This is a genomic window from Pseudomonas sp. zfem003 (genome assembly GCF_032621675.1).
Taxonomy (GTDB): domain Bacteria; phylum Pseudomonadota; class Gammaproteobacteria; order Pseudomonadales; family Pseudomonadaceae; genus Metapseudomonas; species Metapseudomonas otitidis.
Map to the genome: position 1 here is coordinate 159158 of NZ_JAVYJG010000009.1, position 18645 is coordinate 177802.

18 protein-coding genes are annotated in these 18645 nt (G+C 69.1%); 8 read left to right on the top strand and 10 right to left on the bottom strand.

Annotated features, from left to right (window positions below; all coding sequences use genetic code 11):
• Nucleotides 1–80: 80 nt before the first annotated feature.
• The 5 genes from RTK35_RS21960 to RTK35_RS21980 all read left to right on the top strand — a co-directional run bounded on the left by RTK35_RS21960 (nucleotide 81) and on the right by RTK35_RS21980 (nucleotide 5667).
• On the top strand, nucleotides 81–998 hold the full coding sequence (locus RTK35_RS21960; RefSeq protein WP_044413830.1) for an AAA family ATPase: 918 nt from the start codon (nucleotides 81–83) through the stop codon (nucleotides 996–998).
• Complete coding sequence (locus tag RTK35_RS21965; protein ID WP_316908987.1) at nucleotides 998–1957, top strand: DUF58 domain-containing protein; 960 nt, start codon at nucleotides 998–1000, stop codon at nucleotides 1955–1957. Before RTK35_RS21960 ends, RTK35_RS21965 begins: the two co-directional genes overlap by 1 nt.
• Entirely contained in the window at nucleotides 1954–3948 is a 1995-nt protein-coding gene (locus RTK35_RS21970; RefSeq protein ID WP_316908988.1) for a DUF3488 and DUF4129 domain-containing transglutaminase family protein, read from the top strand. The genes RTK35_RS21965 and RTK35_RS21970 overlap by 4 nt, the downstream gene beginning before the upstream one ends.
• A 41-nt stretch (nucleotides 3949–3989) precedes the next feature.
• Nucleotides 3990–4751: a CHAD domain-containing protein gene (locus RTK35_RS21975; protein ID WP_182850552.1), complete on the top strand. Its 762-nt coding sequence runs from the start codon at nucleotides 3990–3992 to the stop codon at nucleotides 4749–4751.
• Between the two features lie 118 nt (nucleotides 4752–4869).
• The gene (locus RTK35_RS21980) at nucleotides 4870–5667 is read left to right on the top strand and encodes an acyl-CoA thioesterase (protein ID WP_044413817.1); all 798 of its coding nucleotides are present in this window, start codon (nucleotides 4870–4872) and stop codon (nucleotides 5665–5667) included.
• 1 nt (nucleotide 5668) lies between these two features.
• On the opposite strand, the gene RTK35_RS21985 is transcribed toward RTK35_RS21980, so the two are convergent.
• From RTK35_RS21985 to RTK35_RS22005, 5 genes are all read right to left on the bottom strand, one after another.
• Nucleotides 5669–7243: a GGDEF domain-containing protein gene (locus tag RTK35_RS21985; RefSeq protein ID WP_316908989.1), complete on the bottom strand. Its 1575-nt coding sequence runs from the start codon at nucleotides 7241–7243 to the stop codon at nucleotides 5669–5671.
• Between the two features lie 3 nt (nucleotides 7244–7246).
• Nucleotides 7247–7750 (bottom strand): molybdopterin-dependent oxidoreductase, encoded by a 504-nt coding sequence (locus RTK35_RS21990; protein ID WP_316908990.1) that lies wholly within the window; start codon nucleotides 7748–7750, stop codon nucleotides 7247–7249.
• Between the two features lie 95 nt (nucleotides 7751–7845).
• The gene (locus tag RTK35_RS21995; protein ID WP_107330621.1) at nucleotides 7846–8202 is read right to left on the bottom strand and encodes an Mpo1-like protein; all 357 of its coding nucleotides are present in this window, start codon (nucleotides 8200–8202) and stop codon (nucleotides 7846–7848) included.
• An 88-nt stretch (nucleotides 8203–8290) separates the two neighbouring features.
• Entirely contained in the window at nucleotides 8291–9772 is a 1482-nt protein-coding gene (locus tag RTK35_RS22000) for a methyl-accepting chemotaxis protein (protein WP_316908991.1), read from the bottom strand.
• Nucleotides 9773–9880: 108 nt separating this feature from the next.
• The gene (locus tag RTK35_RS22005) at nucleotides 9881–10687 is read right to left on the bottom strand and encodes a TatD family hydrolase (RefSeq protein ID WP_301152743.1); all 807 of its coding nucleotides are present in this window, start codon (nucleotides 10685–10687) and stop codon (nucleotides 9881–9883) included.
• A gap of 240 nt (nucleotides 10688–10927) precedes the next feature.
• On the opposite strand from RTK35_RS22005, the gene RTK35_RS22010 reads away from it, so the two are divergent.
• Together RTK35_RS22010 and RTK35_RS22015 are read left to right on the top strand one after the other, a co-directional pair.
• Complete coding sequence (locus RTK35_RS22010; RefSeq protein ID WP_316908992.1) at nucleotides 10928–12343, top strand: transglycosylase SLT domain-containing protein; 1416 nt, start codon at nucleotides 10928–10930, stop codon at nucleotides 12341–12343.
• Nucleotides 12344–12455: 112 nt separating this feature from the next.
• A complete protein-coding gene (locus tag RTK35_RS22015) occupies nucleotides 12456–12890 on the top strand; it encodes a DoxX family protein (RefSeq protein ID WP_074968744.1) in 435 nt (144 codons plus the stop codon).
• Between the two features lie 71 nt (nucleotides 12891–12961).
• On the opposite strand, the gene RTK35_RS22020 is transcribed toward RTK35_RS22015, so the two are convergent.
• The 5 genes from RTK35_RS22020 to thpR form a co-directional block, all read right to left on the bottom strand.
• A complete protein-coding gene (locus RTK35_RS22020) occupies nucleotides 12962–13996 on the bottom strand; it encodes a lipase secretion chaperone (RefSeq protein WP_316908993.1) in 1035 nt (344 codons plus the stop codon).
• A gap of 46 nt (nucleotides 13997–14042) precedes the next feature.
• Nucleotides 14043–14975 carry a triacylglycerol lipase gene (locus RTK35_RS22025; protein WP_316908994.1) on the bottom strand — a complete coding sequence of 311 codons (933 nt, stop codon included), beginning with the start codon at nucleotides 14973–14975 and terminating at the stop codon, nucleotides 14043–14045.
• A 364-nt stretch (nucleotides 14976–15339) separates the two neighbouring features.
• Nucleotides 15340–16374 carry a lipase secretion chaperone gene (locus RTK35_RS22030; protein WP_316908995.1) on the bottom strand — a complete coding sequence of 345 codons (1035 nt, stop codon included), beginning with the start codon at nucleotides 16372–16374 and terminating at the stop codon, nucleotides 15340–15342.
• A 46-nt stretch (nucleotides 16375–16420) separates the two neighbouring features.
• Nucleotides 16421–17353 (bottom strand): triacylglycerol lipase, encoded by a 933-nt coding sequence (locus RTK35_RS22035; protein ID WP_074968750.1) that lies wholly within the window; start codon nucleotides 17351–17353, stop codon nucleotides 16421–16423.
• 198 nt (nucleotides 17354–17551) lie between these two features.
• Nucleotides 17552–18097 (bottom strand): RNA 2',3'-cyclic phosphodiesterase, encoded by a 546-nt coding sequence (gene thpR, locus RTK35_RS22040; RefSeq protein WP_074968752.1) that lies wholly within the window; start codon nucleotides 18095–18097, stop codon nucleotides 17552–17554.
• A gap of 239 nt (nucleotides 18098–18336) precedes the next feature.
• On the opposite strand from thpR, the gene RTK35_RS22045 reads away from it, so the two are divergent.
• A complete protein-coding gene (locus tag RTK35_RS22045) occupies nucleotides 18337–18645 on the top strand; it encodes a hypothetical protein (RefSeq protein ID WP_044401509.1) in 309 nt (102 codons plus the stop codon).

Genomic DNA, 18645 nt, shown 5'->3' on the forward strand with positions numbered 1-18645 from the left:
TTTCATGAGCAAATCTTGCAAGTCGCTTTGCCAGCGCGCCGGGCGCGGCTAGCATCGGCCGATCGTTCATGGAGCCTGATATGCGAACCCGACTGGATGCCTGCCTCGACGCCATCAACCAGGTCCTGCTGGGCAAGGAGGTGCAGGTCCGTCTGGCCCTCACCTGCCTGCTGGCGCGGGGGCACCTGCTGATCGAAGACCTGCCCGGCATGGGCAAGACCACCCTCAGCCACACCCTGGCCAAGGTGCTGGGGCTCAGCTTCCAGCGCATCCAGTTCACGTCCGACCTGCTGCCCGGCGACATCCTCGGCACCTCGGTGTTCGACAAGGACACCGGCCAGTTCGTCTTCCACCCCGGGCCGGTGTTCGCCGAGCTGGTGCTGGCCGACGAGATCAACCGCGCCACCCCCAAGAGCCAGAGCGCCTTGCTGGAGGCCATGGAGGAGGGGCAGGTGACCATCGAGGGTGCCACCCGGCCGCTGCCTGATCCCTTCTTCGTCATCGCTACCCAGAACCCGGTGAGCCAGGGCGGCACCTTCGCCTTGCCGGAATCCCAGCTGGACCGCTTCCTCATGCGGCTGTCCCTCGGCTACCCGGCCCGCGCGGCGGAGAAGGCGCTGCTGCTGGGCGAGGCCCGGCGCGACCTGCTGCCACGGCTGGAGGCAGTGCTGGACCACGCGGCCCTGGCCGCGCTACAGGACGAGGTGCCCCGGGTGCGCGCCAGCGATGCCCTGGTGGACTACGTGCTGCGCCTGGTGGAGGCCACCCGCACCCACCCGCAGTTCGCCCTCGGCCTTTCGCCACGGGGCAGCCTGGCGCTGCTGGGCGCGGCGCGGGCCTGGGCGCTGCTGGCGGGGCGTGACTACGTGATCCCCGAGGACGTGCAGGCCGTGCTGCCCTCGGTGGCCGGCCACCGCCTGCGCGAGCGCGCCGACCCCACCGGCCACGGCGGCGGCACGCTGGTGCAGTGGCTGCTGCGCGAAGTCCCGGCGCTCTGATGGCCGGTGGCATCCTGCGGCCGCGCTGGGACCGCTGGCTGGCCCGGCGTATTCCTCCGGCCCACGAACTGCGCCTGGACCAGAAGCGCATCTTCATCATCCCCACCCGCACCGGCGCGGCCTTCGGCGGTGCCCTGGTGCTGATGCTGCTGGCGGCCATCAACTACCAGAACAGCCTGGCGTACGGGCTGACCTTTCTGCTGGCCTCGGTGTTCATCCTCGCCATCCTCCACACCTACCGGAACCTCTCCGGGCTGGTGCTGCGGGCGGCCGGCGCACCCCCGGTGTTCGCCGGCGAGCAGGCGCGCTTCAAGGTGCGCCTGGAGAGCCGCCGCCATGCCCACGAGGCCATCGCCCTGGGCTGGCCGCCCGAGCCGCTGCAACTGCAGGACGTGCCGGCCAGCGGGGCCACCGATTACGAGCTGAACCGGCCGGCGCTCCAGCGTGGCTGGCTGCGGCCCGGTCGCCTGCGGGTGGAGAGCCGCTTTCCCCTCGGCCTGCTGGTGGCCTGGAGCTGGGTCGACCTCGACCAGGCCGCGCTGGTGTACCCGCGCCCCTTGCCCGGTGACCTGCCCCTGGCCGCTGGCGGGCGCGCCGATGCGGAGGAGGAGGGCGTGCGCGTGGACGGGCGCGGTGCCGACGATTTCCAGGGCCTGCGGCCCTACCAGCCGGGGGACTCCCGCCGGCGCCTGCACTGGAAGGCCTATTCCCGGGGGCAGGGGTTGTTCATCAAGGATTTCGCCGCCCTCTCCGGGGCGGACCTGTGGCTCGACCTTGCCGGGCTGGACGGCGACCTGGAGAGCCGCCTTTCGCTGCTCTGCCACTGGGTGCTGACCTTCACCGAGCGCGGCCAGCCCTTCGGCCTGCGCCTGGGTGGCCTGGAGCTGCCGGCCGATGTCGGAGAGCCCCACCGCGACGCCTGCCTGCGGGCCCTGGCGCTCTACGGGGTGGCGCCATGAGTGCGGAACAGCCGATCCCGCGCATCGCCCTGACCTGGCTGCTGGTGGCTCAGGTGCTGGTGATCGTCCCGCACCTGGTGCACCTGCCGGTGTGGATCATCGGCCTCTGGGTGGTCTGCGCGGCCTGGCGGGTGCAGATCTTCCGCATGCGCGCGCGCTACCCCAATGGCCTGGCGAAGATCCTGATGATGCTGGTGGCGGCTGCCGGCGTGGTGCTGTCCCGGGGCAGCCTGATCGGCCTGGATGCCGGTGCGGTGCTGCTGGTGGCGGCCTTCATCCTCAAGCTGGTGGAGATGCGCACCCGGCGTGATGCGCTGGTGCTGATCTTCCTCGGCTTCTTCACCGTGGTGGTGGCGTACCTGTTCGACGACGGCATGCTCGCCGGGCTCTACAGCCTGCTGCCGGTGACGGCCTTGCTGGCGGCGCTGATCGGCCTGCAGCAGAGCGGTTTCGCCCAGCGCCCGACCGCCACCCTGAAGCTGGCCGGCACCCTGTTGCTGCAGGCGCTGCCGCTGATGCTGGTGCTGTTCCTCTTCTTCCCGCGCATGGGACCGCTGTGGTCCTTGCCGTTGCCCAGCGACAAGGGCGTGACGGGGCTTTCCGACGACATGGCGCCCGGTGACATCGCCGAGCTGAGCCAGTCCGGCGCGCTGGCCTTCCGCGCCAGCTTCGAGGGCGACCCGCCACCCCGGCGCGAGCTCTACTGGCGGGCACTCACCCTGGAGCGCTTCGACGGACGGCGCTGGTCCCAGTCCCCGGCGAGCCAGGTGCAGGCACCGGCGCAATGGGCGAAGCAGGGCCCCGCACTCGACTACAGCGTGGTGATGGAGCCCAGCGGCAAGCCCTGGCTGTTCGGCCTGGATGTGGCCGAGACCCGCGTCGAAGACACCCGCCAGATGGTCGACTTCCACCTCCAGCGGCGCCTGCCGGTGGAGCGCTCGCTGCTCTACAGCGTTACCTCCTGGCCCCAGGCGGTGCGCGACCCGCAGCTGGCGGACGCGGTGCGCCGACGAAACCTGCAACTGCCCCGCGCAGGCGACCCGCGCGCGCGGGCCTGGGCCGAGCAGTTGAGCGCCCACTACACCGAGCCGGATGCCCTGGTGCAGGCGCTGCTGCGGCATTTCAACCAGGAGCCGTTCGTCTACACCCTGCGCCCGCCGCTGGCCGAGCGGGACACGGTGGATGCCTTCCTGTTCGACAGCCGACGGGGCTTCTGCGCCCACTACGCCGGCGCCATGACCTTCGTCCTGCGTGCCGCCGGCATTCCCGCGCGGGTGGTGGCCGGCTACCAGGGGGGCGAGATCAACCCCGCCGGGAACTACGTGCTGGTGCACCAGTTCGACGCCCATGCCTGGGTCGAATACTGGACGGCCGCCGCCGGCTGGACCCGTGTCGACCCCACCTTCCAGGTGGCGCCGGAGCGCATCGAGAACGGCCTGGAACAGGCCGTGGCCCAGGAGCAGAGCTTCCTGCAGGACTCGCCCTTCTCCCCCCTGCGTTACCGCGACATCGGCTGGATCAACCAGCTGCGCCTGGCCTGGGACCGGGTGAACTACGGTTGGCAGCGCTGGGTGCTGGGCTACCAGGGCGAGACCCAGGCACAGGTGCTGCAACGCTGGTTCGGCCAGCTGGACGCGCGCACCTTCGCCCTCCTGCTGGTGGGCACGGCGGCCTTCCTGGTGGCCCTGGTGGCGCTGTTGATGTTCAAGCCCTGGCGCCGCGAGCGGGACCCGCAGGTGCGCCTGCACCAGGCCTTCGAGCGTGTGCTGGCCCGCCACGGGCTGGTGCGCGGTGCCGCCGAGGGCCCGCGTGATTTCGCCGCCCGTGCCGCCCAGGCCCTGCCGCAGCAGGCGCGGCTGATCGAGGAATTCGCCCGCCGCTATGAGGCGCTGCGCTATGCTGGCGCCCCTGAAGCGCCGGCCGACCTGCGGCGCACGCTGAACAACCTGCGCCGGGCCCTGCCCTGGCGCCTGACTCGACAGGAGCGCTGACCCGGGCCTCGCCGGGGCGCTCCGCCGAAGGAACACCTGCCATGTCCGCCATGCTCGACGACCTGATCGCCCAGGTCCTGAAACTCGAAATCCAGCTCATCTCCGCCCGTGCCCGCCTGGAGGCCAGCACCGACGACGAGGCCCTGCACGACCTGCGCATCAACCTGCGGCGCCTGCGCAGCCTGCTGCGGCCGTTGCGTGGGCTGCCGGTGGCCGATGTGCTGATCGAGGCAGCCCGGGAACTGGGGCGGATCACCACGCCGCTGCGCGACCTGGAGGTGCTGATCGCCGAGCTGTCCCGCCACCACCACGAGCGCCTGGCCGAGCCCCGCCGCGTGCGCCTGCGCCAAGGCTGCCGCGAGGTGCTCCAGGCCCCGGCGCTGGAGCGGCTGTTCCAGGTGCTCGACGCCTGGCCGCAGCTGCTGCGCCTGTCCGCCCGTGAAGGCTTGCTGGAGCAGCCGCGCAAGCGCATCCGCAAGCGCCTGCTGAAGGACTGGGCCCGCCTGGAGCAGGCCCTGGCCGATCCGGCTCACGACCGCCACGCCCTGCGCCTGCTCATCAAGCGCGCGCGCTATGGCGCCGATGCCTACCCCGGGGTGGTGGAGGTGCCGGAGCGTACCCGGCGCCTGCTCAAGGGGGCCCAGGATGCCCTGGGCAAATGGCACGACCGCCTGCAGTGGCTGGCCACTGCCGAGCGTGAGCCGGACCTGGCCCCGCGCACCCGCGCCTGGAGCACCGCCCTGCATGCCGCCGAGCTGCGGGCCGACCGCGTGCTGGAGAAGTTGCAGGCACGCCTGGGCTGAGGTGCCGCCGCTGGCGTTTATCCCCTCCGGGTTGTCGGGACTCGCTTGAAGTTCGGCTTCCGGGGGGCGGGGGCTTCCCCTACCATCGCCCCATCCTAGAGCCGTGGATGAGATCCCGATGACCTTCTTCGAATTGATGCAGGCGGTCCGGAAGGACCCGCTGGACGTGACCGTGCCCGCTCGCTGGGCCCAGGGCCGTGCGAGCTTCGGCGGCCTGGTGGCGGCGCTGGCCTATGGCGCCATGCGTGACAAGGCGCAACCGGGCCGGCCGGTGCGCTCCCTGGCGATCACCTTCGTCGGCCCGATGGAGGCCGAGGTGCCGGCCCGCTTCGAGGCCGAGGTGCTGCGCGAGGGCAAGGCGGTGAGCCAGATGTTCTGCCGGGTGCGCCAGGGCGAGCAGACCGTGGCGGTGGTGCAGGGCAGCTTCGGCGCCGCGCGGGATTCGGCAATTGCCGTGGAGGGCGAGCCGGCCCCCGTGATCAAGGCCCCCGATGCCTGCCAGGAGCTGCCCTACCTGCGCGGCGTGACCCCCGAGTTCACCCGTTACCTGGCGATGCGCTGGGGCATCGGTGGCATGCCGTTCACCAACAACCCCAGCCGTGAGATGGGCGGCTGGGTGAGGCTGCGTGGGGAGGTGGAGGAAGCCCCGGTGGACGAGGCGCTGCTGCTGGCCCTGGTGGACGCCTGGCCGCCGGCGGTGCTGCCGCACCTGCGCTCGCCGGTGCCAGGCAGTTCGCTGACCTGGACCATCGAATTCGTGCAGCCGGCGCCGGCCCTGAGCACCCTGGACTGGTGCCTGTACCGCGCCGAGATCGACCACGCCCGGGATGGCTACGGCCACATCTCCGCACGGCTCTGGACCCCGGCGGGCGAGCTGGTGGCGCTGAGCCGGCAGACGGTGGCGGTGTTCGGCTGAGTCAGACCGCCTGCTCGACGCGGTTGCGACCGGCGAGCTTGGCGGCGTAGAGGGCCTTGTCGGCACGCCCCAGCAGGCTTTCCAGGCTTTCGCCGGGGTGCAGCTGGGCCAGGCCCAGGCTGACGGTCAGGTGCAGCGCCTGGCCGTCGGGCAGTTCCATGCACTGGCCCTCGATCTCGCCACGCAGGCGTTCGGCCACCTGCCGGGCCGCGTCCAGGGTGGCCTCCGGCAACAGCGCGGCGAACTCCTCGCCGCCCAGCCGACCCAGCACATCCACTTCCCGCAGGGTGGCGGTCATCGCCCGTGCCGCCGCCTGCAGGGCTTCGTCACCGGCGCTGTGGCCGTGCTGGTCGTTGACGGCCTTGAAGTGGTCCAGGTCCATCATCAGCAGGCAGCAGGGGTGGCCGAAGCGGTCTTGCTGGCGCAGCAGGTCACCGGCGCGCTGCATGAAGGCGCGGCGATTGCCCAGGCCGGTGAGGGCGTCGGTGGTGGCCAGGGTCAGCAACTCCTGTTCGAGCCGCTTGCGCGGGGTGATGTCGTAGCTCCAGACCAGGTAGGCCGGCTCGCCGTCCACCTCCACCAGGCGCCCGGAGATGACGCCCCAGTAAGGCTGCTGGCGGCCCAGCCGGGCTTCCCAGTCATCCAGCTCGCCACGGGATTCCAGTGTGGCGCGAAACCGCTGGGCTTCCTCGGGGTCGGTGAACAGCTGATCGAGGGCGACCCGGCGCGCCCGCGCCCAGGCGTGGCGCCTCAGCAGGCGCTGGGTGACGAAGTGGACCTTGCCGGAAAGGGTGCCGATGAGGGCCACGTCGCTGGGGCTGGCTTCGAGGATGTCCCGCAGCAGCTCGCGGCCCTGGCGCAGCTCGCGGGTGCGGGCGTCCACCCGCGCCTCCAGGCTCTGGTTCAACTCGCCCAGGCGCTCGGCCAGGCGTCGTTCGCGCCGGTAGTTGCGCACCAGTTGCAGCATCAGCAGCGAGCCGCCACCGAGCAGGCCGCAGAGGGCCCAGGCCAGGTTGTGGAAGTAGCGGTAGAGGTGCTGGCGCTCGCCGTCCAGCTCGTTGGCCAGGGAGATGTTGGCGGCCACCATCACTTCGTGCATGGCGAGCTGCAGGGGTGGCAGTTCATGGATCACCTCGCCGGCAAGCTGCCTGGCCGTGTCGCGGTCCTCCCAGCTGGCGCGCTGTTGCCAGTGGAGGCTGAGCTGCTCCACCTGGCGCAGGGTGCCGTTCACGTCCGGTCGGGGGCGGGGCAGGTGGGCGAACATCGGGTGGTCGGAGAGGTCGCGGGTCAGGCTGCGCAGCACGCCCAGCCGCACGGTGAAGGCCGAGGGGCTGCTGCCCCCGCTTTCCAGGCTGCGGGCCTCCTCGACGAGGCGGCCCATGGCGTTGCGGATCTGGTAGGCCTGCCACAGCTCGCCATGGGAGGTCGGGTGGCCCAGTTGCCGGGCCTCGCGGATCACCATCCACAGGCAGCCGGCCACCACCACGGCCATGCCGGCCAGCAGCGCCAGCAGGACGAACATGACCATCCGCTGGCGGGCGATGTAGGCGGCGTTGTCGGGTAGGCGCTCGGGCATGGCTTACTCGATGAAGATCTCGCTGAGTTGCCAGATGGCGCGGTTGTAGTACTTCTGGGTCCGCAGTTCGTGGTGCTGGTCGAACGGGTACATGAGAAACAGTGGCCCGAGGGATTCCACCGGCATCGGCTGGCCGTCGCGCTGGTAGGCGATGACCGGGGAATAGCGGTTGATGTCGCTGGCCGGGATGATCACCGAGTAGTCGTTCAGTGCGCGCATGCGCAGCTGGGCATTGGCCGGTGGGCTCACGTGCAGCTGGCGCAGCAGGTAGGCCAGGGGCACGCCGCGCCACTCGGAGACGCGATCATCTGCCGGGCCACGGGCCGTGACGGTGGTGGCTGGCATGCTCTGCAAGGTGCGCAGGGTGAAGGTGCGGACGGGTTGCCCAGGGCTGTGCACCCTCAGGGCGGGCAGGTCCAGCGGGTAGGCGGCCTCATCTGCCCGGACCCAGGAACAGGCCAGTAGCGTCAGGAAAATGGTGACAAAAAAACGTCGCTTTAACGGCATGCGACTGTCCTCGGGCCTCGTGGTGCCAGCATATCGTCAGCATGCCGGCAGGCTTGAGGGAATCCGACGAAACGTGATGGCGCTTTGATGTCCGTTCAGGAACGGTTCCGCCAGTTGCGCCACCAGCCGCCGCTGAAGAGGAAGCGCGGGAAGGTCACGAACTGCTCCATCAGGATGCGTCCCACCGCATCGCGGCGGCCGTCGAAAGGCTCCGGCGCTTCGTGCTCCAGGCGGTGGCCGTGGCCTTGCAGGGCGAGGGAGGCCAGCACGCCGATGACCCCCAGCGCCAGGGGCAGCCAGGCCAGGTCGAACAGGCCGGTGAGGATCACCAGCACCGAGACGATGAACAGCGGCACGGCGATCAGGTGCAGCACGAGGTTGGTGGGGTTGCGGTGGTTCCTGGCGTAGGTGCGCCACTGCCAGCGGTGAAGATCGGGATGACGTTTGCCCATGTGCGAATCCTCCGGGATTGGCGGGCAGTCTAGGCCGGCCCCGAGGGGGCCGGCGAATGGGTCTTCTCTATGGGTGGGATAGAAGCGGCTACAGCTTGAGCTGGCGGATGGCGCGGGACAGCTCGCTGGCCAGTTCGGCCAGCTCGTTGCTGGTGGCGGCGGAGCCGACGGTCTGGCCGACGGTGAGTTCGGTGACGTCGCGGATGCGCACCACGGCGCGGGTCATTTCCTCGGCCACCTGGCTCTGCTGCTCGGCGGCGACGGCGATCTGGGTGTTGCTCTCACGCATCTGCGCCACCGCTCCGGCGATGGCGGCCAGGGCTTCTCCGGCTTCGTGGGCCTGCTGCACGCAGCTGTCGGCCTTGTAGGAGCTCTCCTGCATGAACTCCACGGCGTCCCGGGTGCCGGACTGCAGGGCGTTGATCATGGAGGTGATCTCGTCGGTGGAGTCCTGCACGCGGCGGGCGAGGTTGCGCACCTCGTCGGCCACCACGGCGAAGCCACGGCCCATTTCCCCGGCGCGGGCGGCTTCGATGGCGGCGTTGAGCGCCAGCAGGTTGGTCTGCTCGGCGATGCCGTGGATGACGCTGACCACGCTGCTGATCTTCTGGCTGTCTTCGGCGAGGCGGCCGATCATCTCGGCGGTCTGCTGCACACCGCTGGACAGCCCGGCGATGGACTCACCCACGCGGCTGACCACCTGCTGGCCATTGCCGGCCAACTGGTCGGCGGTGCGCGACTGGTCGCGGGTGTCGGCGGCGTGCTGGGCGATGTGGTGGACAGTGGCGGACATCTCGTTGATGGCGGTGGCGGCCTGGTCGGTCTCGCTCTGCTGGCCGAGCATGCCCTGGCGGACCTCGCCCATGCTGCCGGCGAGGCGGGCGGCACCCTCGTCGAGACGGGCGGTGACCTGGGCGACGGTGCCCACCACGCGCTGGAAGCCCGACTGCATGGCGTTGAAGGCGCTGGCCATCTGGCCCACTTCGTCGCGGCTGTCCAGCGGGACGCGGGCGGAGAGGTCGCCGCTCTTCTCCACGTGGAGCATCACGTCCTTGAGGGTATTGAGGTGGCTGAGCAGGAAGCGGATCAGCAGCTGCGAGGACGCCAGCAGCACGATCATCAGCAGGAACACGGTGACGGCGTAGTTGAGGGTGCGATCAGCGAACACCTCGATGAAGCTCGGCCCTCGGGCCAGTACGGCCACGCGCTGGCCCTGGCCGGCGTCCTGCACCTGGGCGCCGATGACCGGGTCGTTGCCGAAGAGGTTGTCATGGGGGAGGTCGACCCAGCCATTGGCACGGGCCAGTGCCGAGCCATCGACACCGCGCACCTCGGGGCTGCTGCCGCTGGCGAAGACCACCACGTCCCCGCCGCCGGGCAGGGCCTGGCCGCTCGGCCAGGCCTTGAGCAGCTGCGCCCTGGATTGCGCCGCCTCGCGGGCAGCCTGCTGGCGGGCATCCTGTTCCAGGGAAATGGCATGCAGCACCAGGAGCAGGGTGGTGGCGAATGCCACCGCGTTGACGGCCCAGAACTTGTACTTCAGTGACAGGTCGCGAATCCATTTGCCCATGGGATCGTTCTTCTTCTCGGTATGGCTGTTGGCAAGGTGCCAGCATTGTTTCGCAGCACTCTGACGCGAAACTTGATCCTTATCAATTCGCACTTTCGCACGAAGAGGTTAGGCGATATCTGGCAGCCCAAAGAACTGACGAGCGCATGCCGTGCTGTGTGAGGCGAGCTGTTCCTGGGACTCGCCCCGGTGCAGCGCGACCTCCCGCAAGACTTCCGTGAGGAAGGCCGGCTCATTGCGCCCATGCTTGGGTTTCGGCCGCAAACTGCGAGGCATTAGGTAGGGCGCATCACTTTCCAGCATCAACCGACCGGCGGGAATGTCCCGCACCAGTGGGTGCAGGTGGGTGCCACGGCGCTCATCGCAGATCCAGCCGGTGATGCCGATGTGCAGGTCGAGGTCCAGGTAGGCGTACAGCGTGCGCTGCTCGCCGGTGAAGCAGTGCACCACGGCGGCGGGCAACTGGTCGCGGAAGGGGCGGAGGATCGCCAGCAGGCGTTCGCTCGCCTCGCGCTCGTGGAGGAACACCGGCTTGCCCAGCTCCACGGCCAGCGCCAGCTGTTCTTCGAGGGCCTTTTCCTGCAGTGGGCGGGGGGAGAAGTCGCGGTTGAAGTCCAGGCCGCATTCGCCCACGGCACGCACGTCCGGCTCGCTCAGCAAGGCCTTCAGGCGACGAGCGGTATCGGTGTTCCAGTGGCTGGCATCGTGGGGGTGGACCCCGGCGGTGCTGAACAGCCGTTGCCGCTCGGGATCGAGCCGGCGGGCCAGTGCCAGAGCGGCTTCGCTTTCCTTCTCGCTGGTGCCGGTGAGCACCATCTGCACCACGCCTGCGGCGATGGCGCGCTCCAGAAGGGCTTCGCACTCGGGGGCGAAGCTCGGGTGGGTCAGATTGACGCCGATGTCGATGAGTTGCATCTTTCCTACCTCTCTGATGCGAGCGGGGCAGGATAGCAAGCGCCCGATCAGTCGAAAAAGCCAATATTTACGTGGGGTTATGCGGGTTCGTCGGCAGGGCGACCGCCGGTGGCTGGCAATGCACGGCGGGCTGTGACACTCTCCGCGCCCCCTCGCTGGCGCCCAGGGAACTCCCCTGTGGCATGGCGTTCTCAGTCGCTCGGGTTCGCATGGTGCGGGCCGTACGGGTCCGGAGATCAGATGACGCGAATCCTGCCGCTGCTCGTGTGCCTGCTGGCCCTGCTGCCGTTCCCGGCGGCGGCGCGCCTGGCCGGCCCGCCGGAGAACTGGCAGCAGCCGAGTGAGGCCCGCGACCTGGCGCAGATCCGCCGGACCGGGGTGCTCAAGGTGCTGGTCAACCAGAGCCGCAACAGCTCTGGCGAGGTGAAGGGCCAGGCCATCGGCGTCGAGTACCACCGCATCCGTGCCTTCGAACAGTTCCTCAACCGTGATGGGCGCCCGCTCGAAGTGCGCATCATTCCCCGCCCCAAGGACCAGCTCGCCGCGGCATTGCTGCGCGGTGAGGGCGATCTGGTCGCTCCCGGTGAACTCCTTGATCCCCGTGCCACCTCGGACGTCAGCGCCAGCGCGCCGGTACGCGAGCACGTGCCGCTGGTGCTGGTGGCGCGCACCGGTGACCGGCGTTTCCAGCGCCTGGAGCAATTGGCCGGGCGGGTGGTGACCCTGCCCGCCGGCAGCGGCGCGGCGGAGGCGGTACGCAAGGTGAACCGGCAGCTCGCCCAGCGCCACCTGGCGCCCATCGCCATCGATTGGGTGGACCCGAGCCTGGCGGTGGAAGACGTGCTGGAGATGGTGCAGGCCGGCATCTATTCGATGACGGTGGTGGAGCAGCCCATTGCCGAGCGCTGGGCCAAGGTGCTGCCCAAGCTGCGCATCGACCGCCACCTGGTGCTGGACAACCAGCGCGACATGACTTGGTACGTGCGCCGCGATGCGCCGATGCTGCGGGCCAGCATCGACCGTTTCCTGGCGACCTACAAGACGCCGGCAGACCAGGACGCCACCTTCCAGCGCGTCTACCGGCGCCTGTACAAAGTGCGCTACCCGCTGGCCCGGGCTGATCGCCAGCGGCTTGAGAAGGTCCGCCCGGTGCTGCAGCGCTTCGCCGACGAGCATGCACTGGACTGGTTGAACCTGGCGGCGGTGGCCTTCAAGGAGTCCAGCCTCAACCCCGGTGCGAGGGGCGCCAGTGGGGCGACCGGGCTGATGCAGATCACCCCGGCTGCGGCACGCTCGGTGGGGGTGGGTGACATCCATGCGCTGGACAAGAACGTGCAGGCCTCGGCCCGCTACATGGCGAAGCTGCGCAAGGGCTTCTTCAACAGCGCTCAGCTCAACGAGCGTGAGCGCATGGCCTTCGTGCTGGCGGCCTACAATGTGGGCCCGCAGCGGGTCCAGAGCCTGCGTGCCGAGGCTCGTCGGCGGGGGCTCAATCCCAACCAGTGGTTCTTCCAGGTCGAGCGCGTCGCCGCCGAGCAACTGGGCATGGGCGTGGTGAGTTATGTCAGCGCGGTCAACAAGTACTACCTGGCTTACGCCCGGGAGCGGGACGACCTGGAGGGGCAAGTCCGCGTGGCCAGTCGAGGGCGCAAATAATCGATTTTATCGATAGCGATTACGGGTTTTTTGCGATTTTAATATCGATAAATTTGGATAGGATGGCGTCCACCTGAACCCACAACGCTTCACAACGAAAGGAACAGCCACCATGTCGAACACCCTCAAGCGCCTCTTCTCCACCAATGCCGGCATCGGCATCACCCTGCTTCGCGTCGTCACCGGCCTGACCTTCATGGCCCACGGCTCGCAGAAGCTCTTCGGCCTGTTCGGCGGCTACGGCCTGGCTGGCACCGGCCAGTGGATGGAGAGCATCGGCCTGACCCCGGGCTACCTGATGGCCCTGATGGCGGGCAGCGCCGAGTTCTTCGGCGGCCTTGCCCTGGTGATCGGCCTGCTGGTGCGTCCGGCGGCGCTGTCGCTGATCGTGGCGATGGTGGTGGCGACCTTCAGCGTGCACTGGGCCAGCGGCTTCTTCATCACCGACGGTGGCTTCGAGTACGCGATGATCCTTGGCCTGATCGCCGCGACCCTGCTGATCGAAGGGGCCGGGCGCTACTCCCTGGATCGCAAGCTGGCGCAATAATCCGGCGTTCGCAGCAAGCCCTACACGCAAAACCCGAGGCAGTCACTGCCTCGGGTTTTTTCATGGGCGGCTTATGGGGCGGCCTGCTCGGCGCGACGGCTGGCCAGTTCCAGGGCGGCATTCAGGCGCAGGCGTTCGCGTTCGTCGAAGCGCTCCTCCGCCAGGCGCTGGATGGCCTGACGCTGGTCTGCCTCGCTCAGGCCTGCGTTGGCTTCGATGCGCAGTTTCTCTTCCTGGAAGGCGGCGATACGGCGATTCCAGCCCTGCCGGCGGCCGTCCAGTTCCTCCAGGCGCTGGGTGGCCTCGGCGCCTACCAGTTGCTGGCGCAGGCGGCGGATCTCCGCGGGGCTGGCCCCTTCGGCCTGGAGGCGGCTGGTGGCGGTACGCAGTTCCACTTGCAGTTGCGGCAGGAGCGCATCGTGCAGCTCCTCGGGCAATGCCTGGCGCAGCCGGTCCACGGCGGCCGCCTTGGCGTCGTCGTCGAGGCTGGCGTCGTGGCGGATGGCCAGGCGCTCGAGGGTGAAACGGTTGTACGCCTCTTCGCGGGCGAAGAACGCCTGGTGGGCTTCCGGGCTGAAGATCCGTGCGCGCAGGGCGGCCACGGCGTCCTCCCGCTGGCGCAGGGCCGCGAGGTCGGTCTGCTGGGGCAGGTCGCGTTCCAGTTCGATCAGTTGCCGCTTGTAGTCCAGGTACTGCTCCAGCAGTGCCAGGGCCTGCTGCCGGGCGGGCTCCTGCAGCTGGCTGGCGACGTAGTCGCGCAGGCGTTGCACGGTGGTGGCCAGGGGCTCTTCACCCATGGCGGCGAGGAAGTAGTCGAACAGCAGGCGTATGTCTTCCTCGATCACCAGGTTGCCGGCCGCATCCACTCGCAGGCGACCGTCGACTTCCGTCCCGGCGAAGGAGGGCGGGAGGGGGGCGATGGCTGTCGGCAGCGGCGGTGGGCCGGTGAGCGCAGGTTCGGGAGATTCGATGGGTTCGGCCGCTTGCGGGGTGATGGCCGGGAGTGGGCTGCCGGTGCCCGGTTCGGCCTGCTCGGCACCCTGGTGAAGGAACACGGCAAGGCCGCCGGCGAACAGCAGCGGGATGGAGAGAAGGCGCTTTTTCACGGTTACCTCGGATGAGGGACGGAGCCCGGAGGCTCCGCCCATGGGGTTACAGCCCTTCGTTCTTCAGGCGGTTGGCGTGCTGGCGGTAGACGCTCACAGGCGGCGTCTCGAACAGGCTGACCAGGCCGAACAGGTGGTTGACCTCGTCCAGGTGGTTCATGCGGTAGTCGTCACGCACGACCCTGCCCAGGTGGGAGCTGCAGCGGCCGACCAGCCCGTCGTTCTCCTGGCCCTTGAACGGCAGCGAGGTGATGAGCAGCAGGGGATCGCTGATATCGAAGGGGTTGGTGAGGGTACGGACACCGCTCCAGGAGTAGTAGCGCACGCCCCGGGCCGCGTAGGCGCCTTCGCCGCAGACGGTGGTGGGGACGCCGTCGGGGAAGCGGGCGTTGAACTTGGCCGAGCCGACGGGCGTCAGGGATTCCAGGCCGGCCAGGACATCCTGGGGCAGGTTGCTGGAGCTGCCGGACATGATGTGGATCACCTTGCCGATGGCGTTGGCGATGTTGGCGAGGAAGGCTTCGCCGGCGGAGTCCCGCGGTATGTTGCGCAGGAAGTCGGCGGTGGCGGAGCCTTTGTGGGGGCTGCCGACGGAGGTCACCGAGGCCACCAGGTTGGGACGGATGCCGGCGACGTAGCGCGCGGTCGGGCCGCCGTGGCTGTGGCCGATGAGGTTGACCTTGGGCTTGCCGCTGATGGCGACGATGTCTTCCACCTGCTCCAGCAATTCCTCGCCACGGGCCTCGGTGGAGTTCAGCTGGCTGACCTCGGCGACGTAGACCGAGGCGCCGTGGCGGCTCAGTCCGTAGGGGATGCCGTACCAGTAGTCCACTCCGAGGATGCTGTCGAAGCCGAACATGCCGTGGGCCAGGACGATGGGGTACCGGGTCTGGGTGTAGCCGGTGGCGGCGAAGGATTGGGCGGAGGCGAGCAGGCCGGCGCCGAGGCCGAGGGCCAGGAAAAGTTTGCGTTTCGTCATGAAGTGCTTGCTCTTGCGGTTGATGGATGAGGACGCGGCGCTTCCCGCAAGGTGGCGTCTCGTCCGTGGAACGCTCAGGGCAGTCAGTTGGGGCTCTTCTTGAAATGGAACTGGGCGTCTAGTCGGGGGCTTGGTCGGCGCCCGTGGCCCGAAGCGGGGGGAGTATGCGCGCCGTTACATGGGCGGCTTGAGCGACTCGCCAGTTAAATCCTGTAGGACGTTGCTGAGGAATCGGCGGCTTCTCTTGGGTTGCCGTTCAGGTGGGCCTGGGCATCGATTGATCCCCGGCCCCTGGACGTGTCGGTCGCGGCGCTGCGGCGCGAAGCCCGGTGTGCCGCCCGGACGGGTGCCTGTTTCGAGGGCGCTACTGGACGGACTTGTCGTCTTTCCGGCTGGCCAGCTCCATGGCGGCGTTCAGGCGCAGGCGCTCGCGTTCGTCGAAGCGCTCTTCGGCCAGGCGCTGGATGGCCTGGTGCTTGTCGGCCTCGCTGAGCCCGGTATTGGCTTCGATGCGGGTTTTCTCTTCCTGGAAGGCGGCGATGCGGCGGTTCCAGCCTTGCCGACGGCCGTCCAGCTCCTCCAGACGCTGGGTGGCTTCGGCGCCTACCAATTGCTGGCGCATGCGGCGGATGTCCGCCGGGGTGGCGCCCTCGGCCTGCAGACGACTGGTTTCCATCCGCAGTTCGGCCTGGAGCTGGGGCAGGACGGCATCCTGCAACTCCTCGGGCAGGGACTGCCGCAGGCGATCCACGGCCTGGGCCTTGGCGTCGTCGTCGAGGCTGGTGTCATGCCGGATGGCGAGACGATCGAGGGTGAAGCGGTTGTACGCCTCTTCCTGGGCGAAGAACGCGCGGTGGGCCTCCTGGCTGAAAAGGCGCGCGCGCAGGGCGGCGACGGCATCTTCCCGCTGGCGCAGGGCGGCGAGGTCGGCCTGGCGGGGCAGGTCGCGCTCCAGTTCGGCCAGCTGGCGCTTGTAGTCCAGGTATTGGTCCAGCAGGGCGAGGGCCTGCTGGCGGGCGGGTTCCTGCAGCTGGCTGCCGATGTAGTCGCGCAGGCGCTGCACGGTGGTGGGCAGGGGCTCCTCGCCCATGGCGGCGAGGAAGTAGTCGAAGAGCCGGCGCACGCCTTCTTCGATCACCAGGTTGCCGGCGGCGTCCACCTGCAGGCGGCCATCCACTGTGGTACCGGCGAAGGAGGGTGGCAGGGCAGCAACCTTCGGGGGCAGGGAGGGGGCGGCGTCGCTGGCGGCCGGTTCGGGGGAGAGGGCCGAGTCGCTGGCCTGCGGGGCCGGTGCGGTGATGACAGGCGCGGCACGGCGGGCCTGGCCGGTGTCGATGTAGAGCAGGGCGGCGAGGCAGCCGGCGAACAGCAGGGGCAGGGACAGCAGGAGTTTCTTCACGGGCACCTCGAACAGGGGGCGGGGCCCGAAGGCCCCGCCCGTTGGGTCACAGTCCGTCGTTCTTCAGGCGGTTGGCATGTTGCCGGTAGACGGTGACGGGGTCGGTCTCGAACAGGCTGACGAGGCCGAAGGTCTGGTTGACCTCGTCCAGGTGGTTCATGCGGTAGTTGTCACGCACCACCTTGCCCAGGTGGGAGCTGCAGCGGCCGACGAGGCCGTCGGTGGCTTCGCCCTTGAAGGTCAGGGCGGTGGCGGCCAGCAGGCCGTCGCTGACGTCCAGCAGGTTGGTCATCGGGCTGGTGCCGCTCCAGGAGTAGTAGCGCACGCCATTGACCTGGTAGGCGCCTTCGCCACAGGCGGTGGTGGGGATGCCCTGGGGGAACTTGGCGTTGAAGCGGGCCGCGCCCTGGCTGTTGAGCGACTCCAGGGAACCGAGTGCGTTCTGCGGCTGGGTGCTGCGGCTGCCGGAGAGGAAGTTGATGAGGCTGCCGAGGCCGTTGACGATGCCGGCCAGGACGGCTTCACCGGCAGAGCCCGGGGGGATCTGGCGCAGGAAGTCGGCGGTGGCGGAGCCCTTGTGCGGGCCGCCGACGCTGGTGGCAGAGGCGACCAGGTCGGGGCGTACGCCGGCGACGTAGCGGATGGTCGGGCCGCCGTGGCTGTGGCCGATGAGGTTGACCTTGGGCTTGCCGCTGATGGCGACGATCTCTTCCACCTGTTCCAGCAGCTCTTCGCCGCGTGCCTCGGAGGTGTTCAGCTGGCTCACCTCGGTGACGTACACGCTGGCGCCGTCGCGTCGCAGGGCGGAGGGGATGCCGTACCAGTAGTCGACGCCGAGGATGCTGTCGAAGCCCAGCATGCCGTGGGCCAGCACGATGGGATAACGGGTCTGGGTGTAGCCGGTGGCGGCCAGTGATTCTCCGGAGGCGGCCAGGCCGACTCCCAGGGCGAGGGCGAGCAGGATCTTGTTGTTGTTCATCGGGTGCTCTCGTGGGTGGTGGAACAGGCAGTGTGGAGTGCGTCCCTGCTACTTCGCGCCCCGTCCCGGGGGCGCACATCGGCGTGGAGCCCGTGGCAGATTCCATGCCAGTGCGGGCCGCAGGTTCCCGTGCCTTCTGGGGCGGGCGTTTCGCCGTTGTTTACAGCCGTTCACCCAACGATGCGGGCCGTTTCCCTGTTACTGAGTGAAACGCGCGTTTGAGTCGTCTGCCCGTAACGGCCAACTGTGCACGGCGCGGTAATGGAGGCGGTCTCCGTGGTTTTCCGAAGAAAACAGGGTGAAGCGGTCGGCGACCCAATCGAAGGTTTGGGGTGCGCCCTCGGGGCGCTGGCGAGCCCGCCGGGCCAGGGTGACGTGAGGGCGGTAGGCGCGGCGTTCCTGGGGGAAGCCGGCGGCGTTGAGGCGCTCGGCGAGGGTTGAAGCCAGGTTCAGCAGGGCGGCGGGCGGCTGGCTGGGCGCCAGGTACAGCAGCCCCTGCTGCCAGAGGTCCAGCCGGTCCAGATGGAGGGGGAAGGCATCGGCCTGGATGCCGTCCGCCAGGGCGAGGAGCTCATCGAGGCGTTCGCTGGGTTGGCTGCCCAGGAAGGCGAGGGTGAGGTGCAGGTTGGCGACCGCCACCGGCTGGCCACCGCAATCTAGGCTGTCGCGCCAGCTGGCCATGGCCGAGGCGACGAGGTTGGGCAGTGGCAGGGCGAAGAACAGGCGCAGGGGCGGTGTTGGCATGGCGATCCTGGGTGGAATTGAAGGGGGGAGGGTGGCGTTCGGAATCTTCCCAAAGGGTGACGAGAGTTGTCTTGACAGTGCCGAGGCGCCTTCTCTAGGATTTCGCCCCATGCGCCGATTTAAGACAGCTACTTGCAGGGCGCGGCAGGGGATTCCCCTCGAAAAATACTGCTAAAGCGCTGGTTCGGTGTCGCCTCCACCGCTGCCCAGCGGCAACAACGAGGCAGAGACACGACAACATGACCTGTCCGCAACCCCAGATCCGCCTGACCCCCATCACCACCGGCCCCGCGCCGCGCAATCCGCGCATCCTTCTCAGCGGTGCCAACCAACCCAAGTTGCTGCGTTACCTCGACGGCTGGCCGAAGCGCTGGAACGGGTCGCGCAACCTGCTCATCCAGTTCGCCCTCGACGCCCAGGCCATGCAGCGCTACGCCCGGGACAGTTTCGACATGGCGGTGGTCCAGGCGCCCTGCGCGGAAGACCTCGAGGAACTGGTGCACGAGCTGGTCCGGGTCGCCCGTCAGGGGCTGATCACCCGCCGCTGA